Genomic DNA, 23,384 nt, shown 5'->3' with positions numbered 1-23,384 from the left:
CTCCAATTAAACATCATTTGCAAATTACGCCAAAAAACTATTTTAATCTTAAATATTGTTTAGAAATAGCTTAAACGATTAAACATCATTTTAAGTCTATTTTAAATAATACATTTAATCACTTTACCGATAATCTGGCAAGATCCACAAGTATTTTCATCTAGCTCAAAACTTTCATAATCTTTGTTTGTACTTTTGATATATAAATTCCCGCGCGGCGTTTTTTGAAGGATTTTCACCATAAGATTGTCGTTATACATGATTACATACAATCCGTCACCTTTAAATTCTTTTGTTTTTTCAAAGATAACCCAGTTGTCAGGATGAAGCATCGGCACCATAGAATAGCCGTCCACTTGAGCCATACGTAGTTTTTCGTTTTTCATTATAGTTTTAAAAAAAGTCGCTGGAACAAAAAACTTATCATCTTCGTCTATAACGTCGACTTCCGTTATGTCTACGCTCGTACCCGCGCCTACTTTTTGATTTAGTTTTTTTATCCAATAGCCATTTACTACTTCATTAGATTGGTATTCGTTTTTACGAATACCGTCTAATAAAAAATCCATAGAAGTGTTGTATTCGTCTGCTATTTTATACAAAATATCCATAGGCACTTTATCTCTCTCGATCCAACCAGCGATAGTAGACGGCGTTTTGCCTATTTTTTGTGATAGCTGGTTTCTATTTTTTACACCTACAATTTCATAAATTCTATCCAAAACCTCTTCCGCTGCCATGCACACACCTCTATAATTTAATAAAATATTCGTATTTTAAGAATATTTTTATTGACTTATTCGTAAAAAACGAATATAATACTTTCAAACTTACGAAAAATTATATCTCATTTGAGATTAAATCTTTCAAAGGTTTGAAAAATAGTTCTTTAAATTTTTATTGTTAATAAGACTTTATCCAAAGGAGATAGCATGAAAAAGCGCAATACGCGAGAAAGTATCCCCGAGTTAACTAAAGAGCAGCTTAGGATAGCCCGCAAGGAATTTAGAGGGCAGATGGCTATAGTAAGAGCTCAAATGGCTTCAGCCACCTTGGACGATATAAGAAAGCTCGTTGAAAAGTAGCTTTTGCGTATCGGCTAGCGATCTTTTTTCATAGCAAATAACGGCGGTCTTGCTCTTAGAATAGAGATCGCTTAGTTTTTTGTTTAGAGAGATTATGCCCGATACCAATGGAACTAGGACGTTTTTTGGAAATATCTTAGTTCCTAAAATCAGGTATTCGTTCTTATCTTCGGCTAGGTCTTTGAGCGTAAGGATATTAAGATTTTTCTTTTTCGTCTTATCCGAAATAGATAAAAGCTCGTATTTTACGAGCGGTACCAAGACGGCATCGTCTTTGGTCTCTAAGGCAAAAGATAGCCTTGAGGGAATATCTTCGCCGTTAATCGATACGATCTTAGATATATCGTTGTAAAAACCTAGGGTCAGTTGATATTCGGGATAGAAATTTAGAGGAAATTTGTAATCTTTTCTAAGGACGTAAGAGATCATATTTAAATCGCTTAGATTGCGTTGCAAGGTTTTAAATACCTCGTAAGCTTGAGTATTAGACTCTTTTATGAGCTCTAAATCCCGCTTTGAGACGGTTTTGCAAATCTCATTTTTAGCTTTACAACAAAAATATAGCATTTTTAAGTCCTCGTATAGAAATAGCGGCAAGTAAATTTTACTTACGAGGGCTTAAAAAATCTATAAAAGTCTTATTAACTATGAAAATTAGAAGAAAGGAGCGCAAAGTGATAAAGAAATACTTCACCGATAACTGCATAAGCATAAGGCAGTGGGCTAAAAAACACGATCTAAGCGAGCGCACCACCTATATGGTGATAAACGGCCAAGTAGTAGGCAATAAAAATTTCGCTACTTCAAGAAAGGTGTTTGAAGCGCTTTTGAGCGAGGGCATAATAAAAGAGCTTCCTAACGCCCTAAGAAGCGAGCAAGAAGAGAGTAAGGCCAGCTAAATGATCTACGTCGAAACCGCCGCGGCAGCTAGAATTTTTGATGTCAATTCCAAAATTTTAATTAATTCTGCTACTCGCAACTCTCAAAAATACCCGTTCGTCCGTATAAAAGACGCCGGTATCAGAAGCCGCGGCGGGGCAAAGCTACTATTTGCGGTGGAGATCGCGGATATAGACGGAGCGATAAAAGGCGGCAAAGCTAATAAAGACGTAAGCGTATACGTAGAGGACGGCTCGGAGCAAAGCGGATTTAAACGGATGAAATTTAGCGAAATAAAGGGCGGCAAAGCTGACGCGAGCGACGGTAAAGAAGAGAATTTAAACAAGGAATACGCGGTGCTGGACGACGATGAAAAAGAGGAGATAAACGAAAAAATCAGACTGTTAAAAGAGTATGAGGCGGCCAAAAAACATGGCGTGTCATGTAAAAAGTTTTGCGAAGACAGCCGTATAAGCGAGGCAAACCTTTTTAGATGGCAAAAAGCTTATAAGGAAAAAGGCGCGGCGGCGCTGATAGATAAGCGCGGCAAGCATAGAAAAAACGCTAGCGTGCTCGAAGAGTGGATGAAGGAGTTTATCCTCACTAAATTTAGAGCTTATGGAGCTGGAGGTTTAAATATCTCTCAGGTCTGGCGTGATCTACACAAAGAGCATTTTTACCGAATCGGTGAGGCTAAAAAATTTCCTAAATTTATAAGTGGAGATATAAAGCCGCTCTTTGACACTGGGGTGATAAAAAGGTATTTAGACGGCTATTACGCCGACTCTAGCAAACGATTAGAATACATAATGATCACAAAAGGCGAAGATAAAGCAAAAAGCTATCAGCAACCTGCCATGGGAGATCAAGGCGAGATGATAACTAGACGCAACCAATGCTGGCAGATAGACAGCTCGCCGCTTGACGTGATGGTAAGAGACGGAGAAAAAGGCGAGGCTATACGAGCTAATATCTTAAGTTTTGTAGACGTTTATAGCGGCAGATGCGTAGCTAGCATAGAAAGGGAGTCTAATGCGCTAGGACTTATAAGGCTGATGTGGAAAGCCTTAAATACACTAGGCAAACCAGACTATATCAAAGGTGATAACGGAAAGGACTATCTAAGCAAGCAGTTTCAGTATCTACTAAACGGTCTAAATATCGACTACGATAGAGCAATCGCATATAGCGGCGACGAAAAGGGTTTTGTGGAGAGACACTTTGGCACACTTCAACATGCGGGCATCTCTCAAACGCCTGGATATCTAGGCTTTAATCTAGCTATGCGTGAAGCCATCGAGCAAAGAACACCCAAAAAAGATAGGCATGCCAAGGACGAAAACGGACTTCCCAAAAAGACAAACCTAAAATATCTTCTCACGCTCGATCAAGCAAGAGCTAGATTTGAAACCGAGGTACTTACGTGGGATCTGATGGGCATAAAAAGGAGCAGCCCAATAAAAAGATGGAACGCCGATACTACACCGCTAAAAGGTGTAAGAAAAGAGGAATTTATGTTACATGCCGGGGGACTAGAGCCTAGAACGGTAGGCAAAAAGGGAATTAGTTACGATGCAAGAGAATTCGGCTCGGCATTTCTTCCGGCCGTAAAGACCCAGGTGCTAGTTAGCGAAAACATAGACGACGTAAGCTCGATATTCGTATTCGATTTGGAAGGGAATTTCATCTGCGAAGCGAAAGATAAAGAGATATGCCCTATGAGCGCGGAAACCTACAAAGCCGTTAAAAAGGTCTTTAAAGACGATATGAAAGCCATCCGAGCCGTCATCAAACGCGCCGAATTTAGCGAATTTACGAGACTAAACGTAAATTACGATCTCGAAGTAATGCTTGAAGCCCACAAAGAGGCATTAAAACCTGAGAACTTTAACTACGAAGACGGCGACAAGATAGAGGCGCTCAAAGAGACCATAAAAAGACAAAAAGAGGTAAACAACATAATAAACGCGGGGTTTGATTACGATAAGTTAAACGAATTTACCGCAGAGCGAACGACTAAAAAGAAATTTTCCGTAGACGACGCCATAGAGATAGCAAGTGGAGAATAAAAATGTTTTCAAGGTCGTTTAAAGTCCTATTAAACGGCGTTTAAAACATTTAAAAAACAAAATCAAAAGGAGGAGAAATGCAGTTAGCAGACAGAATAAAAGACTTCATCGAAGCTAATAAATCAAGCGGTATGAGTCAGAACAAATTTGCTACGGCGTTGGGAATAAATCCCGCGTATATCTCGGGATATATAAAGGAAGGCTCTAGCTACAAGTATGCCGACAAAGTAGAAGAGCCAGCTAAAAACTATCTTGACAATTTTATCCAAAAAGTGGACGTTTTACAAGACGAGCTACCTTTCGTAAAAACCAAGGACGCCAAAAGCATACACGCAGTGATCGGCTGGGCGGTACAAGATAGAGATATGGCAATGATAAGCGGAGTAGCTGGCAGTGGAAAGACAAGAGCCGTTCGCGAATACGTAAGAACGCATCCAGACAGCATTCTAATCGAGGCTACCATAAATACATCCGCAAAGAGCCTTTTTAAAATTTTAGCTAGAGAGCTCGGACTAAACGACAAAGGAAGCATAGACGAGCTAATACGTCAAAGCGCGGAAGCTCTAAAAAAGGTAAGTAGAACGATCATTATAGACGAGGCCGAGCATTTGCCTTACCGCGCGCTTGAAAGCTTGCGCAGGATGCACGATTTTAGCCGCGCTACTCTGGTACTCGTGGGCACAAACAAGCTGCTCATAAATTTAACAGCTTCAAAGAGTGGAAACGAGCTAGAGCAGCTAAGCTCGAGAGTCGGAAATAAATGGATACTAGGCGGACTTTCCTATGTAGACGAAGACAAGAAAAAAATAAGAGACGACCTAGAAGCAGTTTGCAAAAACTTCGGCGTAACGCAAAAACCATGCATTGATCTAATAGAAGCGCTAGCTAAAGGAAATTTCAGAAAGACCGAAAAGCTGCTAAGAAGGGCAAAGATGCTAAGCGAATACGCAAAGACCCCTATAAACGAAGACGTAGTCAAAGAGGCTACAAAGATGTTGCTTTTATAGTTGTAACGGTTGTAATAGTTGTAAGGAGTAAAAAATGATGGATATAGCTATAAATCCTCTTGAAAATCGCGTAGCGGAGCGAACGCAAGCGGCGGGGCTAGTTAGGCTGGTGAGAGAATTTGAAGAGAAAGGATTTGAAATGAGAGTAAGTGCTAAAGGTGAACTATGGGGCATAAGGCGCGGAAGCATGATAAAGGGCCAAAAGGCGGACTACTCAAAGAGTATGTTTAAGCTAGTAGGCAAATATATTATAAGAACAGCCGACGGCAAAGTGATTGATACGGCAGCTTAAATTTGATTTTTCTGGAGCTCTGCGGAGCTTCCTATAAAGTTAAATTTTAAGAAAGGAGAAACACCGATGGGTAAAACTACGATGCGCATGGTTTACGTGGCTACGCCCTATGCGGGGCTAAGTGACGTAAGCGAAACAAACCGCCCGTTTTTAGCTAGATATATAGCCAAAAATGCTTGCGCAAGAGTAAGAGAAGCGGGGTATATACCGATAAGTCCTGTGCTAGCTTTTAGCGATATATTCGACGAGCAAAAAGATAGGGAATGCGTGCTTAATGCTGGACTTGAGCTACTTAGCCACTGCTCTTACGTGTATTTTTATGATTTGCACCCAGACGCTTTTAATAGCGAGGGTATGCGAAAAGAAAGAGAATACGCAAGAGAACTTGGAATTAGCGAGCTTGATTTAGACCGTGGATTGTGGATTGATTGATAGCGTTGCGGATAGTTAAAAAGCAAAGGGTGAATTTAACTGTCTGCTTAAAATACGGATACGTCTTAAAAGTAAGGGGTATCAAGAAAATTAGAGCAGAAAGAGAGGAAGGCATGCAAATAAATAGTTTTAGCGACGTAGATGTCGCTTTAAAAAGACTATGCGAAGTAAGCGTAGGTATAGAAAAAATTAACGGCGAAGTAACGCTTGAGTGTAACCGTATAAAAGAAGCTAGAAAGAGCGAAGTTGAAAGATTGGAAAGCGAAAAGAGCTACATCGAGCAGCAAATCACACTATTTTGTGAGGACAATAAGGCTGAATTTGCCGAAAAACGCTCTAAGGAATTTACTTTCGGCGAGATCGGCTACCGCATAAGCAAAAGCGTAAGAGTACCTACCGTAAAAGCCAAGCTTGAGAGTTTGTTAAGCTCAATAAAGGCATTTGGATTAGGTAAAGAGTGCATTATATATGAAGAAAAGCCTAACAAGGAAGCACTTGCGGAGCTAAAAGACGAGGATTTAGTAAAACTTGGTCTTAAAAGAGTAGTGAAAGATAATTTTAGGATAGTACCTAAGATAGAGAGCCTGGAGATAGGAAAATGAACGAGATAAAGAGTGATTTTCAAATCTATTGGAGTGAATATAAAAAGTTAAAAGATAGCAAAAATAGGCTTTTGCCTAGGTTTGTAAGACGAGAAAAATTAAGAATTTGCGTTAAAGGGCTTTAAGCCCTTTAAAGAGCGTTTTAAATTATTTTAACGCTCTTTAAAAGGTTTAAAAAACAAAGGAACTATTTTGACTTTTGAAGAAGCAATAGCTAATTTTCACGCAGCTAACAAAGAGGTACAGATAAAAGAATTTAAGTGCTTGCGCCCTAGAGATGAAGTGATAGCCGAGTTTAACCAAAAGCTCGATGCGTATTGGCTTAGCATGCTTGAGCCAGAACTAAAAGAGAAATTTGCAGGCAAAGAGCTACTAGCTTTGCAAATTTTAAAAGGCTTTGGGCTAAACGAGAGAGCCTAAAATATAAAGGGATATTAAATGAAACTTTTAAAAGAGATGAGTGAATATGCATTAAAAGATAGCTGCCTAAAATACTCACTAAAAGGGGCAAGCATAGAGTATCAAACATTGATCTTTTACTTTGCTTCACCAAATGATCAGGCGTATTTTAACAACAATTTAGAGCCTATAAAGGCAAATTTACGTGAGTTTTGGAAGATCCACGCCAAAGAGATAAAGCAAAATGGAATTTACTTCACCGACGTAATCGCAAAGCTGGCACAAAAAGAGCCTAAAAAGCAGATGGATAAAGATCTAGCCAACCTCTTTGATCAATTAAGAGAAGCAATAAGGGCAAGAGATGAGCTTTAAGCAAAGAGAACACCTAAGAAATTTAGCTATTAAAAGACATGAAAATGCACTTTTTAGGCTGAAAAATGCACTCGGCTATGATCTTAGTTTTTACCGCTTTAAAAACGGAAAGCTAAATGTATCAAAACTAGCTAGGTGCAGTGGTTTAAGCCGTGGATTTTTAGAAAAAGAACTATGGAAAAAAGGATTATAATGAGCGAAATTTTCGAGTTTTTAAAAAGTTCTAGCCTAACCAAGGATAGTTTCAACGAAAAGGTCGAGTTTTTGATAGAGAGCTTTTTAGTAAAGCAGCTAATCACACTGATCTACGCTGACGGCGGCACGGGCAAAAGCTACATGGCCTTTGCTCTAGCTAAAAAACTTTGCAAAGAGGGTCAAAGGGTGTTTTTCATAGACTATGACAACCCCGTAGGCGTACTCAAACAGCGCGGCGTAGATAGGCTACTTATAGAAAGCTACGAAAATATGAATTATATCCAGCGCAGCACACTAGAGCTTTGCGGATTTGAGCTCGTTCTAAAGCTAGAAGAAAACGCCGTAGGTAAAGCTTACAAAGATTGCGTTTTTATCCTGGATAGCTTGCGTGATTTCGTAGATATCAACAACGACAACCGTATAAATAGACTATTTGGCGCGCTTAAAAATTTACGCGAAGCTGGAGCTACCGTGATCATCCTGCACCACTCTAACAAAGACGGTAAAAACTATCAAGGCAGCAACCATATAAGAAATTCTCTCGATGTTATGTATCATCTACTAAAACGTCCTAGCAAGGAAAACGAGTTAAATTTCTTACTTGAAGTAGCCAAAGAAAGAGCCGGAGTAAAAGATAGTGGTTTTTGCGTAAAAACGCTAAATTTAGAACTAAACGAGCTTGACGTAGAAGTAGCTAGAATGAGCGAATACGAGCTAAATTTTACTACTCTAGCGCAAAAAATACTAGCCGGCGGAGATCTAAACAAAACCGAGTTACTAAACGCCATGAATTACGAAAAAGACGATAGAACGGCTAGGGATTGCCTGGATAAATTCGACGGCAAGCTATGGTTTAGCCGTAAAATGGGCAAGAGCGTGATATATAGTTGTAAAGCGGAGACTACAACCGATACAACTATTACAACTATAAGGGAAAATACCTTAAATTTGGCGGTTTGAGATGAATACGAGCGAACTAAAAAAATACTATATAAAAATGATACAAACATTGAAGCACAACTATTTCGTGGATGACGAGTGTAGGAAAGTATATTTACGGGCGCAATTCGGCAAAGATAGCCTGAAAGAGCTAAGTATAGAGGAGCTTAGGGTTGTGCTAGAGGTCGTGGGATACAAGCCCCATAAAGACACAAATTTTAAAAGACCTGCGCGAAAAAGCAAAGCAACCCGTAAAACCAAAGCAAACAAAACGTCTAGTCCTTCTTTCGTAGCCGGTGAAGATCTAACGCCCGCTAAAGGCAGCCTATACGCGACCAAAAAGCAGCTTGAAACTATTGTTGGTATCTGGGAAGAGATAGCCAACGTAAAAACGGGCATGGCTTTAAGAGAGTTCATCTTTAGGATAGTTAAAATCAGACCTTTGCATCTTAAATTTCTATCAAGGAGCGATGCCGCCGACGTCGTGCAAGCCCTTATTCAAATGAAAGACAAATACTACAAATGATAAATAGCTTCGATATATTTGCCGAGTTCTACAACCGCGTCAAAGAGAGCGAAAGCATGGCCGACATCATCAAAGAATACGGCGGAGCAAATATTTACGTGCCAAGCTACAAAGGTACGTTTAGAAACTACGATATACTCAAAGAATACGAAGAAGGCATAAAGCTAGGTAAACCACGCCCAGTAGTCATTCGCGAGATCGCCGCAAAGCATAACTTGAGCTATAACAGCGTTTGTGCTATAACCAAAGAGTTAAGAGAGCCTAGTTTGTTCGAGTAAATGCGTCCTCTTTCCTACGCTTTTCTTTAAAATCCAATCTGTAGAAACTTCCGCCTTTAATCCTTTTTTGACAAAATATTCCCAAGCAACTATAATACACCCCCAAAAAGGCCTTTAAAAATGCTTAAATTGCTAATATTTGCGAGCCTGCTATTTACTTGCGCCTTTACGGACTATGAGGCAAAGGTGGTAAAAATTTCAGATGGCGACACGATAAAAGTCTTGACTGCAGATAAGCAAGAGATAAAGATAAGACTTCACGGCATAGACGCCCCAGAAAAGAAGCAACCTTTCTCGCGTTTATGTAAACAAGCTTTGCAGGGTAAAATAGCCGGGAAGATCGTAACCGTAGTGGGAGATAAAAAAGATAAGTATCAAAGGAATATCGCAAAAGTATTCCTTGATGGAGAAGACGTGAATAAATTTATGGTCAAAAACGGCTATGCTTGGGCTTTTAAGAAGTATTCCAAGGAGTATGAGAATGATGAAGCGTATGCCAGAAATGCAAAGCTAGGCCTTTGGCAAGAAGATAGCCCGACTCCGCCTTGGGAGTTTAGAAAAAAGAGAAGAAACTAGACTACTACTTAAAGCTATTTTTTACGAAATTTATAGCTACTTTTTTTACGACTTCTTCGGTTTTATCCGGCAATTTTCCGCTTTTATCTACCGGCAAGAACGGGCGAGCCGCGATTCTTACATTTTTACTTCGTCCCGCCTTATTGGTGCCGAATTGATGAACTAGCCCATAAGCAAAGCCGTTTTTATTCGTATTATTAGATACCGTGGCTTTTTTATCGTCTGCTTTAACTATCCATTTATCCGCCAAATTTCCGTCCGATCTTAGAATGTTAGAGGACTTTCCTAGTTTTTGTTTTTGCCTAATCGTACTAGGTTTCAAGGCTTGCCATTTTTGTCCGAACGGGCTGCTCTCGTTCTCAAAACTAGCTTCTATTTCGTTTTGTAAGATATTGCCTAGTGTTTGCATTAGCGGCTTGGTTTTTTTGTCGATATTTTGCAGAGATTTTAGCTTAGTTTGTAGCTCTTCTAAGCCTTTAACTTCTATCATTTGCCTTTATTCCTTGAGAGTGGTATAATTAGTGCTAATCAGATGATTGATGATCGCAATGTAGTAGTCGATAGGTGCTCGCCTCGCGAGATCGGACCTGTATTGCGGGTGCAACTCCCGCCGTCATCTGATTTTAATAAATTGCGCTTCTTTCTCATTCGTCTTATCTACTTTGCTTGCCGTCGCCATATAATTGGTAAGCCCGAATTTCTTCAGTTTGTAGTTTAGGTCTATGACGATCTTGTTTATCTTGCTCGCATCTTTTTCATCCTCAAACCAAAATACGATGTTTTTATTCACGGTATCTACGCTTACGGGAGTTTTATCGTCGGCTAAAGTTTTTACTATCTTTTTTATCTCTTCTATTCGCAAATCTTGCCCGTATTGCCCCTTGCGCTCAGGTCTGATGTGGAGTATGCCGTGCTTGTCCCCTGCTATGTGCTCAGTCTCTATTTTGACGCCTAGCAGTTTTTCGCTCTTTTTTATAACGTCTTTACCTAGTTTTCCGAGTGCAAAGGCGACTATCGGAGCTTTTAAATTCTTCTTTACCAAAAGCTCGTCTACTGCGTCGTCTAAGCTTTTTTGCCAAACGTAAACGTCTCGCTCGTGCTCGAAGCTATCTAGGGATTGTTTTAAATTTTTCTTTGCAAGACTTGAAGTAACGGCATCTAAAACCTTATCTTGCTTGTCTTTTAAAATTTCATCCGTTTTATCGACCTTGCCCGGGTTGTATTTGAAGTCTTTTTCTGCAGCCTGGGGCAAAAAAGAGCCGTCCGCAAGCGGTACGATGCCTCTAGCTACGCATTCGGCCTCTGTAAGCACCTGCACCTTACAGCGGCATCCCCAACCGTTTGGCGGATAATTGGTATCCCAAAATTTATCCGTCTTGGGCAGGGTCTTGCCGTGAAGCTTCCTGTGGGCTTCTCTGGTCCTGCCGTCTAGCACCGCGGTATAGCGGAAGTATTCGCCTAGGCTTTGCATCTGGCTTTCATACCTAGCCTTGGCGTAAGCCGTTCTCATGTTGGTATTAAATATAGTCCTTAGCCGCCTATTGCCTACGTAAATTTCTTTTTCTTTGCCGGTCTTTGGGTCTTTTACCTTGATATTTCCTAGCCAGCCTTTCTTTGCAAGCATAGGCTTTACACTATTTTTCCACTCGTCAAACCCGACGCCCTCTTTAAAAGCCTTGGTGAGCGAAGCCTGCGTATCTTTAAGAAGATCCAAATTCATCATCTTTGCGACGGTAAAAGCCTTTTTATGCGCATCATGCATGATCTCGTCGTAATCGAAATGGATCTCCGGCTTTTTGCTCTTTAAATATTCATAAACCGCCGTAGGCTCCTCGAAAAAACTAAATTTCATCTAGATATCCCAACATCTGGGCACTGGCTACGGCTTTAAACATCAAGGGTTCAAGCTTTTCAAAGGGTAGATCGTAAAGCTCGTAAAGCTTATTGAAAGCCTCTTCGTAAGTCTCGCTGCTTGCGATTAACTTGTTTAAGGCCGCTTCTATCTCGCCGTCTTCTATATCCATCTCGTCCGTGGCTTTATCAAATCTATCTAAAGCCTTTAAAGAGCCTTTTAAGGCTGCTAAATTCGCTTTATTGGCTTTTAAATTTTTCTCTTGCGCCCCGGCATTTTCGTCGATCTCAATATTGTAAGTCGAGGTTATATATTTTTTGGTCGGAGCAAAGCCCATATCGTATAGCGTCTTGTCTCTTGCGGCGCGCTCGGTATTAGGAGCGTCTTCGTCGAATAGTTTGGCGTAAAGCTCGCCGTTATAGCCGTTTATCTCCTTAAAAAAGCTTATGGCTTTGTTCATGACGAAAACTAAAATTTTGCCGTCGTTTGCGGCCAGATCCTCTCTAATCTCGTTATGCGTCTTCGCTGCGGCATAGCTTCCCTCTTTTACGTCGCTAGTTAAATTTGCGCCTAAAATAGCCTTGCTGATTTGATTGTCGAGGTATGCGGGAAGCCTAGTAAAATCTACGTTTGAGGTGGGCTGCACGAGGGTGATCTCCTCGTCCGTGTCTATGACCGCGCTATCGCCGCTAAGCATAGCTTGCACTTCCGCAGCCATTTCGTCGGGCTCGTAGCTAGTTTTTGCTATCGCCCATGGCGATCCGAATTTTTCTAAAAACCTAAACCAAAACTTCAAGCTGGCGTTTTTCATTTTGACGGGGAAATACAGCTTTTTAAGTAGCCCGTCTCCGTATACTTTTCTAAAATTTGCCCTATTTAATGCATATATAACTTTTAAAGGCGGGATACTCTGCTCGCTTCCGCCGGCGTTAAACACGAACTCGCTCGCGTCGTTAAATTTAAACTGTCTAAAATCGCGCTGCACGAGTCTTGGGTATACAAGACCTTCTTTTTCTTTATAGTTGACCTCGAATACGTTTAGTCCGTAAAGATAGGTCTCTAAAATTTGGCTGACGACGTCGGGGTTAAAAATCTTTTTAAATTCGTCCTTAATTTTTTCATCGTCGCAAACGATTTGGATCTCTTTTTTCTCGGTCACGGACTTGCGGCTCACGTCGCACTGCGTAACGGTAAGATCGGCTAGTATCATATCCATATCGTCGTCGCCAATACTGGAAACCCCCGTATTTATCAGCAAATCTATCAAGGTACCGTTTTGGGGGATGAGAGCCGCCTTCTTGCGCTGTGGCTGCTCGGATTTATTTTTAAATAATTTGTCAAATATCATCTTATGCGCCTTTTTACTTTCTTTTTTAGTTTTGTTAAGTCGTATGCGCCCGCCAAGCTGTCGGGCGCGTCGTCGTGCTTGGCTTCGGGATACTCTGTAAGCTGCTCGATAAGCAAGCTTTGACTTTGATGAAAGAGTATTTCGCCGTCTTCTATAGGCACTTCAAGCTCCTCTATTCTTTGCCCTTTGCTTGCGGTATTATTCACGCCTTTTAAAGGTAGTTTAATGCCTATCTCAAAGGCCTTTTCTCTGATCCAGCCTCTAAAAAATTCCTGCCCGCCGTTGCTCTCTATCGCGCAAATGCGGCATTTATAGAGCTGATTAAGCCTAACGATCTCTTTGATGGTCTTTTTGGTCTTCATGACCTCTACTATGCTTTCTGCTACGTAGATCTTGGCTTCTGCTTTGCTCACTCCTAGCACTGTTATGGCTGTGTAGTCGCTCTTTTTCTTTTCGCCTGCGGGGTCGATATACATCACGAAATAATCGCACCTCGGAAGCTCGCGGTAAAAATGCATACTCTCTTTGGTGAAAATTTGAGTCTCGCTTCTAGGATCATTTTGCTGCTCTTTGTTAAAAGATTTCAAGTTTTCGGCGCGCTTTTGCATGAGCTTTAGGATCGGCAGGGCATCGTCCCAAAGTACCCGAGAACCCTCATCCATAAGGACTTTGTTTTTTAGATAAAACGTTTCGCTAGCCTCTTTGGATATATTTTTATAAAGCTCTGCCCATCTCTCCCACAGATCCATTCGCTTTGGGAAATTTATGATGCTTTGGTACTTTTTGGCATTCCAAAATTTAAGTTTGAGCTTCCTAGCTAAAACGCTATCTGCGTGAAGTACGGTGCCTATGTAAAGAACGTCTAGGCTACCGTCTACGCTACCCAAATTTAAAACCGCTTCGTCTAGCCACTCCTCGAGCTTGTCGCGCTGCTCTTTACTGCGCACGTTGGTGTCGTTTTCCAAGTCGTCTAGGACTACTAGATCGGGGCGGTATACGCCGAATTTTACGCCGCGCAGTCTTTTACCCGAGCCAAATGCCTTAAGCTTAACTCCGTTTTTAGAGACGAACTCGCCTATCTTCCAGTTCTTGCTTGCGCCGCAAACGTGCGGGAAGTCCATTTTTAGATTGGCATTGTCCTCAAGCTCGGCTTTGATGGCCTCCAAACACCCCTCGACTAGCTCTACGGCGTCTGAAATTTCGACGATGAAGCGCTTCTTGTTAAAACAAATACACCAAAGCGGAAGAAGCTGCGAGCAGTACGTGGTCTTTGCATGACCGCGCGGCGCGGCGCGGGCGTATTTGTCTCCGCTTGCGTTTTGCGTCATGGCTTCAAAAATCTGTGCTAGATCCTCGTGAAGCGCGCAAGAGCTACTAATGCTAAAATAGTGCGGGAAATAAGTCCTTGCAAAAAACATAAAATCGCGCTCGGCGCGCCGTACTCTTGCGGCCCTATCTTTTGGCGACAGAGGACTATTTAGATGTATCTGCTCTTTTAGCTCGCCGCTAAGCTCCTCTAGCCAGCCGTAAAAGTCTTTGCGCGTTAGCTTGCTAAGCTCGGGTTCTACGGCGCCGGCTTGCTTGTGCGTTTCTCTACTGTCTTCTAGGAAGCTATCTAGCTCATCTCTTGAAAAAAGCATACATCATCCTAAACGTCGAGCTCTTCGATAGCTTTGACGAATTTTTCGCTCTCGATGAGCTCTACGAGTTTTTTGATACACTCTTTGTTCTCGTCGTCTTTAAATTTATCGACTACCAGCATAATGACCTTTTTAGCGATGCTTAAGCGGTATGCCGCCGGATTTTCGTAGCTTGCGACTTTGGTCATCTTAACGAAGCTGTCGCCTATCTTTGAAAGCGCCTCAGCCTTTTTGCCTGCGGGCAGTTCGCTCTCTCTTATATCTTTTACTGCCAGGCGCATCTCTTCGATAAAGTTTTGATAGATATTTTGCTTATCTTCGCCGCTTTTATTTAGATAGCTTGCTGCTTTTAGTTCGTCCCAGTCGCCGTTTTGAGATTTGTAGTTTTTTATGGTTTTTACGGTTTTGTTTAAAATTTCGGCTATGCGCTCAAGGCTGAAGCCTTTTAAATATAGCTCTTTTGCTAGCTCTTTGATATTCGGTTTCTCAGCCATTTAAATCCTTTAAGTCCATTTTTTTCTCGCTATGCCTAAACGCTCTTATACCGAGTCTGGGCGCGCTATCGTCTTCTATTTGGCTTGGAAGCTTCTTGTTAGCCATCTTCAAAAGCAGGGCGTCCATTTTTTCTATCTGCTCATTCAGCGCCTCTTTGGGGAAGTTATTGCGCTTTTTGAGCTCGATAATAGTCAAATTTACGCCGATGTCTTTTAATAGCGGCGTAGGGTTTTGCGGAAGTTTGATAAAAGAGGAGATATAAGCCAAGGCATCGTTTACGCTATCGTCTATGACGCTTTGATTAACGGCGCCACTTCCTTCAAAGTCGCTGAGCTCTTGCAGCTCTCTAGTAGAAACTTCTTTTAGTAGATCCTCGTTTGTTAAAACCATTATTTTGTCTCCAAATATTTTAAACCTTTTGACCGTATTCGTTATTAGCTTTTAGCGAGCGTTAAAAGCGCGTTAAAACGTTTAAAATATTTTTCTAGTAGTTTTAGTCGTTTTTGATTTAAAAGGACGTGAAGCCCTTTTAAATCGATTTGTTACATTTTTAGCTCGATGATTGCGTCAAGCCTATTGCAGATCGGAAGCGGTCTGCTTTCGCTAACAATTCCCCAACCCATACCTTTGTCGAGCACCTCGGGAGCTGCAGCAAAGAATTTAGTCGGAGCCTTTCCGATGGCGGACGTATGGTTTGCTCTCGTATAAACTACCTCAAAGATGTCGTCCATCAAAGGCACTACTACGCCTTTTTTGCCGCTCATGTAGCTCGTATCTTTGCCTTTCGTGTTTTTGTACGAGGCATCGTAAGGCATAAAGGTCTTGCCGAAAAGTTTAAGGGTTAAAACGCCGTTACTGTCGACGACTCCGCAGGATTCTAGCTTTAGAAGTTCCTGGGCTTGGGCTAGTTTAAGCAGCTCGCCAAAAAGCTCTCTAGTTACTAGCGCGATATACGGCTTTGCAACGCCTAACACCTCTTTTTGAGCAGCCTCGATATCGCTTAATAAATCCAATAATTTAGTCGCATTCGTGATAGTTATCTCTTTTCTATTTGCGCTAAGCTCAAACAGCACCTTTCCTTTGCCGTCCATTACCTTACCGAAAATAGCGCCTATGGCCATATACTCTACGGTGTTGGTGATCTTACTCTTTTGGCTAGCTAGTTTTTTGCCGATAGCCGCAGACAATGATTTAAGCTGCTCGCTTTGGGTATTGAGCGTTCTTAGTAAATTCATCTCGCTAGCTGGGAGTGGATCATACTGTGGGAAGCGAGGAAGCGGTACAGAGATGATAGTTTGGTCGGGATTTTTTGTCACTAAGTGCTCTCCGTTTTCGCTAACGCTTTCAAGGATTATGCCCGCACCTTTTTCGATGATAATGTTATGGGTATTGGAAAGCGTCGGAGTCCATTTTTTAAAAAACGTATCCGTTATAAAATTTTGATCGACCTTAGTCTGAATTATGATCTCAGTCATCGCCTCGACCGTAAATTTTTTTAAAAGTTCATCCATTTTTTATCTCCTTATCTAACTATGATTTTTTGTTTGAATAATGCGGTCTTTAGCTCCGCCGCGGCGCCTTCCAGCATTACCTCGCCAAGCACCAGCACGTCTGCGTCCCCTGTGGCCTCTACGTTGTCGCAAAGTACCCCGAATACCGCGGAAGCGTTTGCGATAGTAGTGGTTTGATTGTCGCTGGTCACGGCCGCAAAACTCTCGCCACCGTTAATACTAAACAGCACGGCTCCGCACTCTAAGGTCTTTGTAGTCTCTACTTTGGCGTTAACGCCGAGCACCTTGTTTACGACCACATCTCCAACGGTCTTTGGTTTTTTCTGTTCGTTTGACATCTTATTCTCCTCCTAATGCAAATTTAACGACATCTATTTCTGCGTCCGATTGGCTTTTGTTGGCAAACATATCGTTACTCGGTATACTCGTTTTTTGCTGTGGCAGCATAACGCCTTTTAAAAACTCATTAAAGCCGTTTAAATCGGCTTTTGCGTAACTGAGTGCCCACTGTTTTTGACTTTCTTGCAGCTTATTTGCGATAATAGCTGTGTCTACCGCGCTTTGAGCTAGTTGCTCTTTTAGCGTAGCAACCTCTTGTTTAGAGGCGTCAAGCTGATTTTTAAGCTCGACTATCTGAGCCTCATAGCTCGCGCCGTTTTGTGTAGCAGTCTGAGCCTGCGGCTCGCCTTTTGGATTTTTTGCATCATCCATGTTTGTCTCCTTCTTAAAATTTTTATTTGCTCTTACTTCGCCCAGCTCGTCAAGAAACGGCTTATTAGTTAGCGCCGCCGAGTGCAACGTGCACCCCTGCCAAGCTCCTGTCTTTTCGTCTACACCCATAAAGTCGTAAACCGGGCTAAGATATTTATATTCACCGTTTTTGATAAATTCTTTTGCTCTAGTCGTCCAACTTACGCGCCCGTAAAGCGCGCCGTCTTTTATAAAAAGCTCTTTTATCCAGCCCGCAGCAGGCGCTATCTCCCCGCTTAAAGTTTGGTGCTCGTAGTCGATCACTATATCTAGGCTGCGTTTGTCGAAATTTAGTTTCATCTTTTCGATATCGGCGGCGTCTATACTAAACGTTCCTCCAGCGTGCCCTTGCCAAACGCCGGTTACGGCCAGGCAAATTTCGCTTAAAACTCCTTCTTTATCGTCCTTTAGCGCGATTAAGTCTTTCGTTATGAGCATAAGAATTCATCCTTTTCTAAAAATTGCGTTCGTATCTGCCTGGTGAGCACGTAGACATAGCCGTAGTCGGTAATATCGTTTAGCGACGCCTTAGCACTTTGGGGCTCTATTCTAAACTCGTTACATAAATTTGAGTTTCTTAGCTTTTTATCTATCGCCTCGCATAGAGCGTAGGCTTTAAATTTATTGGCTTGTCGGTAGTTTTGATTTTTGTTTGAAGTGCAGGCTAGTATATGAATATTATACGTCGCGCTTCGTTCTACTACGTTTTCGTATTTTTCATCCACGAACTCTACGAATACGAAGCTCTCGCCGCCTTTTATCAATAGCTCCATCTCTTCTTTGTTATTAAACTCGCCTAAATACGCTCTAATTACCGAGTTTTTTTGTTCGGTCACTTCTTTAATCGTGTTTATAAGTTCTTTTTCAAATTCTTCCAGCATTTATCGCCCTTGGTGTATTTTTGGCGCAATTATGAAATGTTTCGCACCGAGAATCTATTACAGAACTTTGACAAAGTTTTTTGACAAAAAATCGTGATAGATTTTGGGGCGGGTATGGCGTAATATTGCGGCAAAAGTTTGGAGGATGCCATGACCTTAATAGAAAAAATCAAAGAAAATGAGGGCCTTAAAGATCATAGATACGAGGATAGCCTGGGAAGACTAACCGTGGGCTACGGCTTTTTGCTTGCCGCACTTACGGCCGACGAGCTAGCACTAAACGGCGGCAAATACGAACCCATGAGCAAAGAGACGGCCGATAAAATTTTAGAGCTCAAGCTCCAAAAACTAACCGCCGCGGTATTCGCGACATTTGATTGGTTAAAGGAAAAACCGCAAAACGTCCAAGAAGTAGTGATAGAAATGGCCTATCAGCTAGGCGTTTCAAAGGTGAAAAAATTCGTAACCACGATGCATCATATAAGAATGGGCGAATACGAAGCCGCCTATCAAAGCGGTATGAATTCTCTTTGGGCAAAACAAACTCCAAACAGAGCAAAAAAGGTATTAGGAGGCTTATTGTGAAGTTAACGATAACGCGCTTTAAAAATATAAGTGACGGTACGATAGGAAAGTTTGAACTGCACGAAGCGGACGAAAAGCCGCTACTTTCAGGCTATACTCTTGAACCCGCGGGCGAAGACTGCGTAACGCCTGGGCGAGATCTACGCGTGCCGCAAGGAGTATACGAGACGGCGTGGGAATATAGCCCGCGCTTTGGACGGGTTCTAGCGACGCTTTTTAACGAAGAGGTAAGCAAAAACCGCCGTATACTCATTCACGCGGGAAACTACCCCAAAGATACGCTAGGCTGCGTTTTGATAGGTGCTAAAGCGGATGAAAGAGGGATTTACGATAGCAAAAAGACACTTGAAGCCTTTATGGAGCTAGCCAAGAATAAGCCGCTAACCGTAGAAATCATAAACAAGGGTGTTTGATGGGATTTTTGGCGACTAAACTTCCTATTGTAGGCTTTGCATTGGCCGCGCTTTTAGGTTTTGCTTGCATAAATTTGTTTTTGGAGAGCTCAAAACTCAAAAGCGTAAATTCCGTCTTGCTTAAAGATCTTAAAAACGTAAAAGAGAAAAATGAGCAACTTTTAAAGGACTACACTACAGTCAAAAACAATCTAAGCGCCTGCGATACAGCTCTTATTTCACAAAACGAAGCTATAAAGGCTGCTGCGGTAAAGATCGACGATACCCCGTCAAAAGAGGTCGAGCGGATAAAGAAGATCTACGTCAAAGATAAAAGTTGCGAAAGCGAGTTGGCTGCATATAAGGAGCTGTTTAAATGAGAATATTGGTGTTCTTTATGGTGCTCATTCTACTTTTTTCAGGCTGTGCAGATAAGCAAGTGTCTGAGCCTATAGTTGTTTATAAAGAAAAATATATACCCGTAAAATGCAATGCCAAAATGCCACTAAAACCCAAAGATAATGGCACGTTTGAGATGGACAAGAAGATTGCTATTTATTACCGCGACTGTGAAAGAAAACTAAAACAATGTCTTGGAATAAAGGAAGAAGATGGAAAATAGCGGCTTAAATTTTAGTGACGAGATAAGAGAGACAGCAGGACTAATAAAATTGGCTGGATCATGGGGGTTAAATGAATTTATCGTCTTTATGGCGATTTTTGGCTTTATCGGTTTTGTGGTGATCTTTTTGCTTCTTAGTAGATATACGAGCAAAAACACTGATTTGATGATCGATGTGGTGAATAAAAATAGTGAAGCGATAAATAAACAAAGCAGCGCCACTGAAAAACTAAGCGATATTTTGGCAGCGAATTTTGCCATAAATAAAGAGAAGCTCAATGAAATACATGATGATGTAAGAGAGATCAAGCATAGCGTAAAGTACACAAGAACGCCAAAAAATAAAAAATTTAGCGAGCATATAAATGATTGAAGTTGGAATTATAAGTGAAGTAAGAGCAGACCGTGCAAAAGTTGCCATTGGTTCGATGGTAACTGATTTTTTGCCGGTATTTCAAGCACATGCCAACTCTTATTCAGTGAGCTTTTCACCAATACGTGTAGGAGAGCAAGTGCTAGTGCTACCTGTGCATGATGAGTTAAACTCAGGTGTGGTGCTTCGTGGGCTTTATCAAAGTTCACATAAAACTGATGCAACTGATAAAAAAGTACATATAAGTTTTGAAGATGGCATAAAGATGAGCTATGACAGCTCTAGCTCTTGTCTTGAAATTTCATCTCCAAAGCTTATAAACATAACTTGCGATAAGGCAAATGTAAAGGCTAAAAATGTGATGGTGGAGGCCAGCAACACAACTATAAAAAGCGGGGATATCAAGCTACTTGGCAACACGCTCATTGAAGGAGCTATAAATACAGCAGGAAGCGGTGGTGGTAGCGGTAGTTTTGAGATAAATGGAGATGTAAGGATCACTGGCTCAATCACAGCAGGTGGTAATGCAAACTTTGGCGGCAGTGTAAGTGATGCGCGTGGCAGCCTAACAGATCATACCAATAATGGACTTGCGAGGGATTAATAGTGAAATATCTAATTGATATAGAAAATTCTATCAAAGACATACTCCTAACTCCGCTTGGCTCTCGTGTGATGCTGCCTGAGTATGGCAGCAGAATTTATGAGCTAATAGATCGCAAGGTGGATGATGAATTTCGTGCTGATCTGGCGTGCTTTGTGATAGAGGCGGTTGAGAAATGGGAAAAGAGGGTAAAGATCGATGAAGTTCGTCTTATAGGTTTAAAAGATCATAAGCTTAGCTTTAAAGTAGTGCTTATGAGTGGTGATGAGATAGAGGTAAAAGCATGAATTTAAAACAACTTCCATATCCAAACGTTATTGAGGTGCTTAAATATGATGAAATTTTAAATAATGTTAAAAACATTTTTAAAGAGCATTTAACTGATGATGAAATTTCACTACTTGAAAGTGACAATTATTCGGCGCTTCTTGAAACGCTAGCTTATAGAGAGCTACTCTTGCGAGCCAGGATAAATGATAGCGTTAAGGCTATGTTGCTGCCATTTTCTACTGGAGATGACCTTGATAACATAGTAGCGATTTATGGCATAGAGAGGTTAAAAGGCGAGAGACCAACGGCGCAGTGTGAGTTTAGTCTCTCTATGCTAAGAAGCAGCGATACATATTTGCCAAAAGGGCTAATTTTACGTAGCGAAAATGGTGAAATAGCTAGTTTAAAAAGTGAAGTTGTAATAACAGCAAACGAGCTAAAAGCTGTTGGAGTGATCATCTTAGATGAGTTTACAAAAACCAGCAAAGTAAAGTGCGAATATATCCAAACGCCACTACCTTTTGTATTAAAAGCAAAACAGCTAAGTGAGTTTGAAGGCGGAGCCGAGCGTGAAAGCGATGAGAGACTAAGAGAGCGTGCAGTTTTAAGCCTAGAGCGTTTCTCAACTGCAGGCAGTGCTAAAGCATATACTTATCAAACACTTAGCGCAAATGCAAAGGTTATTGAGTGCAGCGTACTAAATGGCGGTGCAGGTGTAGTTCAAATTTATCTAAAAACTACTGACATGAGCGAAGAGACTAGAGCTGATGTGGAGAGCTTTTTAAGTGCCGAAAAGGTCAGACCACTAACCGATAATCTAAGCGTGTTAAATGCCACGAAAATAGACATAAAGGTAGTAGCTACCCTTGAGCTAACAGATATGCTCTTTCAAGACGAAATTGCTAAGAATATATCAGCTCTGCCAACTACTCTTAGCCTTGGAGAAGATCTAAATTTAAGCTACATCTATAAAAATCTACATCAAAACGGCGTTTATAGAGTAAGTCTTAAAGAACCGCTTAATGATAAAAAGATAAGCGTAAAAGAATTTGTAAATTTAAGCTATGAGATAAGCTACAAAAAGGCTGAATTATGAGCTTGCTGCCTAATCACAAAAGCAAATTTGATAAGAAATTTGATGAGCTTTTTGGTGTAAGGTTTGAGGATTTAGACATTGGTGTCATAAATACTCTTGCAAGCAAAGCTCCAAAAAATTTACTGGCAGTGCTCTCGGCTAGCTTTGATGTAGATATTGATGGACTAAACGAGAATGAAGCCAGAGAGCTCATAAAAAACGCTTACGAGATACATTACTACTCAGGCACTTTTTATAGTCTAAATAAGGCATTAAGCGCACTTTATGCAGATACCAAGGTTAAAGAGTGGTTTGATTATGCAGGACTACCTTATCACTTTAAACTAGAGCTTGATGCAAGTAAAAATGGAGTAAGCCCACAGACATTAAAGAGATCTGATGAGATCATAAACACCTATAAAAACGTGCGTAGCGTATATGATGGAGCAAGCATAAAAGCGACTGCTAGCATAAATTTAAAAGCCTACTCTTACACATTTAGCGGTGAAAGCATAAGCGTAGATCCTTACGTAATATCAAATATAAGCCAAAGAGCAAGCTTTAAATTTGGCGCTACTACTCAGGTAAACGAGATCATAAGCATGCCAATCAATGCAATAAGAGTTTTAACAAGATAAAGGACGGATAAATGAAGCAATACACACTTTTAACAGCAAACGGCATAAATAAGCTACTAAAAACCGCTAGCGATGGATCAAAGATAGCTCTAAAAGAGATCGTAGTGAGTGATTACGAAGGAGAGCTAAGCGAACAAACTACATCAATACCAAATGAGAAATATAGAGGAGCTATAAACGCCGTAACAATAGACGAAAACGATAATAACATACTTGACGTCGATTCCATAATACCGCCTGAAGTTGGCGGATTTTACATAAAAACGGCTGGCATATACTGCGATGATGGCTCACTCTTTGCAGTTGCAAGGCTAGCAGATACTTATAAGCCACTTTTAAACGAGGGGTCAAGCAAAGACATCACATTAAATTTTAAACTTCAAATCGCAAATGCGAGTGAAAGCATCATTTTAAAGGTTGATAACAATATAGTGCTAGCAACCAGAAAATGGTGCGAAAAGATGTTTCTTAAGTTAAAAGACAAGATAGACGCATACACCAAACAAGAAAGCGATAACAAATTTGCTCTAAAAACTGAGTTACAAAAAGCTATACCAGTTGGAAGCTATCTTTTATATAGCTCAAACTCAAATACACCAGAGGGCTTTCTCCGTTGTGACGGATCAGCACTTGATAAAAATACATACTCCGCGCTTTTCGCGGAGATTGGCTATACGTATGGTAAAAGTGGCGATAA

The 23,384-nt window shown here is 41.1% G+C and carries 35 protein-coding genes; 23 read left to right on the top strand and 12 right to left on the bottom strand.

Features of this window, described 5'->3' with window-relative positions; translation table 11 throughout:
- Positions 1-101: 101 nt before the first annotated feature.
- Positions 102-740 carry a LexA family transcriptional regulator gene (locus CYP54_RS02440; RefSeq protein WP_103604074.1) on the bottom strand — a complete coding sequence of 213 codons (639 nt, stop codon included), beginning with the start codon at positions 738-740 and terminating at the stop codon, positions 102-104.
- 303 nt (positions 741-1,043) lie between these two features.
- The gene (locus CYP54_RS02435; protein ID WP_103604073.1) at positions 1,044-1,652 is read right to left on the bottom strand and encodes a hypothetical protein; all 609 of its coding nucleotides are present in this window, start codon (positions 1,650-1,652) and stop codon (positions 1,044-1,046) included.
- Positions 1,653-1,759: 107 nt separating this feature from the next.
- On the opposite strand from CYP54_RS02435, the gene CYP54_RS02430 reads away from it, so the two are divergent.
- From CYP54_RS02430 to CYP54_RS02370, 13 genes are all read left to right on the top strand, one after another.
- The gene (locus tag CYP54_RS02430) at positions 1,760-1,984 is read left to right on the top strand and encodes a helix-turn-helix domain-containing protein (RefSeq protein WP_103604072.1); all 225 of its coding nucleotides are present in this window, start codon (positions 1,760-1,762) and stop codon (positions 1,982-1,984) included.
- Complete coding sequence (locus CYP54_RS02425; RefSeq protein WP_103604071.1) at positions 1,985-4,033, top strand: TnsB C-terminal domain-containing protein; 2,049 nt, start codon at positions 1,985-1,987, stop codon at positions 4,031-4,033. It abuts the gene before it with no gap.
- A gap of 77 nt (positions 4,034-4,110) precedes the next feature.
- The gene (locus tag CYP54_RS02420; RefSeq protein ID WP_103604070.1) at positions 4,111-5,040 is read left to right on the top strand and encodes an AAA family ATPase; all 930 of its coding nucleotides are present in this window, start codon (positions 4,111-4,113) and stop codon (positions 5,038-5,040) included.
- A 34-nt stretch (positions 5,041-5,074) separates the two neighbouring features.
- On the top strand, positions 5,075-5,332 hold the full coding sequence (locus CYP54_RS02415; protein WP_103604069.1) for a hypothetical protein: 258 nt from the start codon (positions 5,075-5,077) through the stop codon (positions 5,330-5,332).
- Positions 5,333-5,398: 66 nt separating this feature from the next.
- Entirely contained in the window at positions 5,399-5,764 is a 366-nt protein-coding gene (locus tag CYP54_RS02410; RefSeq protein WP_103602111.1) for a DUF1937 family protein, read from the top strand.
- Positions 5,765-5,877: 113 nt separating this feature from the next.
- Positions 5,878-6,366 carry a host-nuclease inhibitor Gam family protein gene (locus tag CYP54_RS02405; RefSeq protein WP_103579145.1) on the top strand — a complete coding sequence of 163 codons (489 nt, stop codon included), beginning with the start codon at positions 5,878-5,880 and terminating at the stop codon, positions 6,364-6,366.
- Positions 6,367-6,558: 192 nt separating this feature from the next.
- Entirely contained in the window at positions 6,559-6,786 is a 228-nt protein-coding gene (locus tag CYP54_RS02400; RefSeq protein WP_103604068.1) for a hypothetical protein, read from the top strand.
- A gap of 18 nt (positions 6,787-6,804) precedes the next feature.
- On the top strand, positions 6,805-7,137 hold the full coding sequence (locus CYP54_RS02395) for a hypothetical protein (protein WP_103604067.1): 333 nt from the start codon (positions 6,805-6,807) through the stop codon (positions 7,135-7,137).
- The gene (locus CYP54_RS02390; RefSeq protein WP_103604066.1) at positions 7,127-7,330 is read left to right on the top strand and encodes a hypothetical protein; all 204 of its coding nucleotides are present in this window, start codon (positions 7,127-7,129) and stop codon (positions 7,328-7,330) included. Before CYP54_RS02395 ends, CYP54_RS02390 begins: the two co-directional genes overlap by 11 nt.
- Complete coding sequence (locus CYP54_RS02385) at positions 7,330-8,292, top strand: AAA family ATPase (protein WP_103604065.1); 963 nt, start codon at positions 7,330-7,332, stop codon at positions 8,290-8,292. Before CYP54_RS02390 ends, CYP54_RS02385 begins: the two co-directional genes overlap by 1 nt.
- A gap of 1 nt (position 8,293) precedes the next feature.
- The gene (locus CYP54_RS02380; RefSeq protein ID WP_103604064.1) at positions 8,294-8,797 is read left to right on the top strand and encodes a phage protein GemA/Gp16 family protein; all 504 of its coding nucleotides are present in this window, start codon (positions 8,294-8,296) and stop codon (positions 8,795-8,797) included.
- Positions 8,794-9,075, top strand: a complete 282-nt coding sequence (locus CYP54_RS02375; RefSeq protein WP_103604063.1) for a hypothetical protein — start codon at positions 8,794-8,796, stop codon at positions 9,073-9,075. The genes CYP54_RS02380 and CYP54_RS02375 overlap by 4 nt, the downstream gene beginning before the upstream one ends.
- Before the next feature lie 120 nt (positions 9,076-9,195).
- Positions 9,196-9,651 carry a thermonuclease family protein gene (locus tag CYP54_RS02370; RefSeq protein ID WP_103604062.1) on the top strand — a complete coding sequence of 152 codons (456 nt, stop codon included), beginning with the start codon at positions 9,196-9,198 and terminating at the stop codon, positions 9,649-9,651.
- Between the two features lie 4 nt (positions 9,652-9,655).
- Here the strand turns inward: CYP54_RS02370 and CYP54_RS02365 are convergent, their stop codons facing one another.
- From CYP54_RS02365 to CYP54_RS02320, 10 genes are all read right to left on the bottom strand, one after another.
- Entirely contained in the window at positions 9,656-10,141 is a 486-nt protein-coding gene (locus CYP54_RS02365; protein ID WP_103604061.1) for a phage virion morphogenesis protein, read from the bottom strand.
- A 123-nt stretch (positions 10,142-10,264) separates the two neighbouring features.
- Positions 10,265-11,503 carry a phage head morphogenesis protein gene (locus CYP54_RS02360; RefSeq protein WP_103604060.1) on the bottom strand — a complete coding sequence of 413 codons (1,239 nt, stop codon included), beginning with the start codon at positions 11,501-11,503 and terminating at the stop codon, positions 10,265-10,267.
- Positions 11,493-12,851, bottom strand: coding sequence for a phage portal protein family protein (locus CYP54_RS02355; protein ID WP_103604059.1), 1,359 nt, complete (start codon positions 12,849-12,851; stop codon positions 11,493-11,495). The genes CYP54_RS02360 and CYP54_RS02355 overlap by 11 nt, the downstream gene beginning before the upstream one ends.
- Positions 12,848-14,491, bottom strand: coding sequence for a phage terminase large subunit (terL, locus tag CYP54_RS02350; RefSeq protein ID WP_103604058.1), 1,644 nt, complete (start codon positions 14,489-14,491; stop codon positions 12,848-12,850). The genes CYP54_RS02355 and terL overlap by 4 nt, the downstream gene beginning before the upstream one ends.
- Before the next feature lie 8 nt (positions 14,492-14,499).
- Positions 14,500-14,985 (bottom strand): DUF1804 family protein, encoded by a 486-nt coding sequence (locus CYP54_RS02345; RefSeq protein WP_021088424.1) that lies wholly within the window; start codon positions 14,983-14,985, stop codon positions 14,500-14,502.
- Entirely contained in the window at positions 14,978-15,376 is a 399-nt protein-coding gene (locus CYP54_RS02340) for a phage protein Gp36 family protein (RefSeq protein ID WP_103604057.1), read from the bottom strand. Before CYP54_RS02340 ends, CYP54_RS02345 begins: the two co-directional genes overlap by 8 nt.
- A 152-nt stretch (positions 15,377-15,528) precedes the next feature.
- Complete coding sequence (locus tag CYP54_RS02335; RefSeq protein ID WP_103604056.1) at positions 15,529-16,497, bottom strand: major capsid protein; 969 nt, start codon at positions 16,495-16,497, stop codon at positions 15,529-15,531.
- Between the two features lie 11 nt (positions 16,498-16,508).
- Positions 16,509-16,835, bottom strand: a complete 327-nt coding sequence (locus CYP54_RS02330) for a hypothetical protein (RefSeq protein ID WP_103604055.1) — start codon at positions 16,833-16,835, stop codon at positions 16,509-16,511.
- A gap of 1 nt (position 16,836) precedes the next feature.
- Positions 16,837-17,685, bottom strand: a complete 849-nt coding sequence (locus CYP54_RS02325; RefSeq protein ID WP_103604054.1) for a phage protease — start codon at positions 17,683-17,685, stop codon at positions 16,837-16,839.
- On the bottom strand, positions 17,676-18,128 hold the full coding sequence (locus CYP54_RS02320; protein WP_103604053.1) for a hypothetical protein: 453 nt from the start codon (positions 18,126-18,128) through the stop codon (positions 17,676-17,678). Before CYP54_RS02320 ends, CYP54_RS02325 begins: the two co-directional genes overlap by 10 nt.
- Before the next feature lie 150 nt (positions 18,129-18,278).
- Here CYP54_RS02320 and CYP54_RS02315 point away from each other — a divergent pair, with 150 nt between their 5' ends.
- The 10 genes from CYP54_RS02315 to CYP54_RS02270 form a co-directional block, all read left to right on the top strand.
- Complete coding sequence (locus CYP54_RS02315) at positions 18,279-18,713, top strand: glycoside hydrolase family protein (RefSeq protein WP_103604052.1); 435 nt, start codon at positions 18,279-18,281, stop codon at positions 18,711-18,713.
- On the top strand, positions 18,710-19,126 hold the full coding sequence (locus CYP54_RS02310; RefSeq protein ID WP_103604051.1) for a DUF5675 family protein: 417 nt from the start codon (positions 18,710-18,712) through the stop codon (positions 19,124-19,126). The genes CYP54_RS02315 and CYP54_RS02310 overlap by 4 nt, the downstream gene beginning before the upstream one ends.
- On the top strand, positions 19,126-19,485 hold the full coding sequence (locus tag CYP54_RS02305) for a hypothetical protein (protein WP_103604050.1): 360 nt from the start codon (positions 19,126-19,128) through the stop codon (positions 19,483-19,485). Before CYP54_RS02310 ends, CYP54_RS02305 begins: the two co-directional genes overlap by 1 nt.
- Positions 19,482-19,727, top strand: a complete 246-nt coding sequence (locus tag CYP54_RS02300; RefSeq protein WP_103604049.1) for a hypothetical protein — start codon at positions 19,482-19,484, stop codon at positions 19,725-19,727. The genes CYP54_RS02305 and CYP54_RS02300 overlap by 4 nt, the downstream gene beginning before the upstream one ends.
- Positions 19,717-20,100, top strand: coding sequence for a hypothetical protein (locus CYP54_RS02295; protein ID WP_103604048.1), 384 nt, complete (start codon positions 19,717-19,719; stop codon positions 20,098-20,100). Before CYP54_RS02300 ends, CYP54_RS02295 begins: the two co-directional genes overlap by 11 nt.
- Positions 20,093-20,704: a phage baseplate assembly protein V gene (locus CYP54_RS02290; protein WP_103604047.1), complete on the top strand. Its 612-nt coding sequence runs from the start codon at positions 20,093-20,095 to the stop codon at positions 20,702-20,704. The genes CYP54_RS02295 and CYP54_RS02290 overlap by 8 nt, the downstream gene beginning before the upstream one ends.
- A gap of 2 nt (positions 20,705-20,706) precedes the next feature.
- On the top strand, positions 20,707-20,991 hold the full coding sequence (locus tag CYP54_RS02285) for a GPW/gp25 family protein (protein WP_103604046.1): 285 nt from the start codon (positions 20,707-20,709) through the stop codon (positions 20,989-20,991).
- A complete protein-coding gene (locus tag CYP54_RS02280) occupies positions 20,988-22,070 on the top strand; it encodes a baseplate assembly protein (RefSeq protein ID WP_103604045.1) in 1,083 nt (360 codons plus the stop codon). Before CYP54_RS02285 ends, CYP54_RS02280 begins: the two co-directional genes overlap by 4 nt.
- On the top strand, positions 22,067-22,687 hold the full coding sequence (locus CYP54_RS02275) for a phage tail protein I (RefSeq protein WP_103604044.1): 621 nt from the start codon (positions 22,067-22,069) through the stop codon (positions 22,685-22,687). Before CYP54_RS02280 ends, CYP54_RS02275 begins: the two co-directional genes overlap by 4 nt.
- Positions 22,688-22,698: 11 nt before the next feature.
- Positions 22,699-23,384 (top strand): phage tail protein (locus tag CYP54_RS02270; protein WP_181001502.1); only part of this gene is annotated, 686 nt, incomplete at its 3' end.

The organism is Campylobacter concisus (assembly GCF_002914005.1).
Lineage (GTDB): Bacteria > Campylobacterota > Campylobacteria > Campylobacterales > Campylobacteraceae > Campylobacter_A > Campylobacter_A concisus_N.
This window is presented reverse-complemented; position numbering and strand designations above follow the sequence as displayed.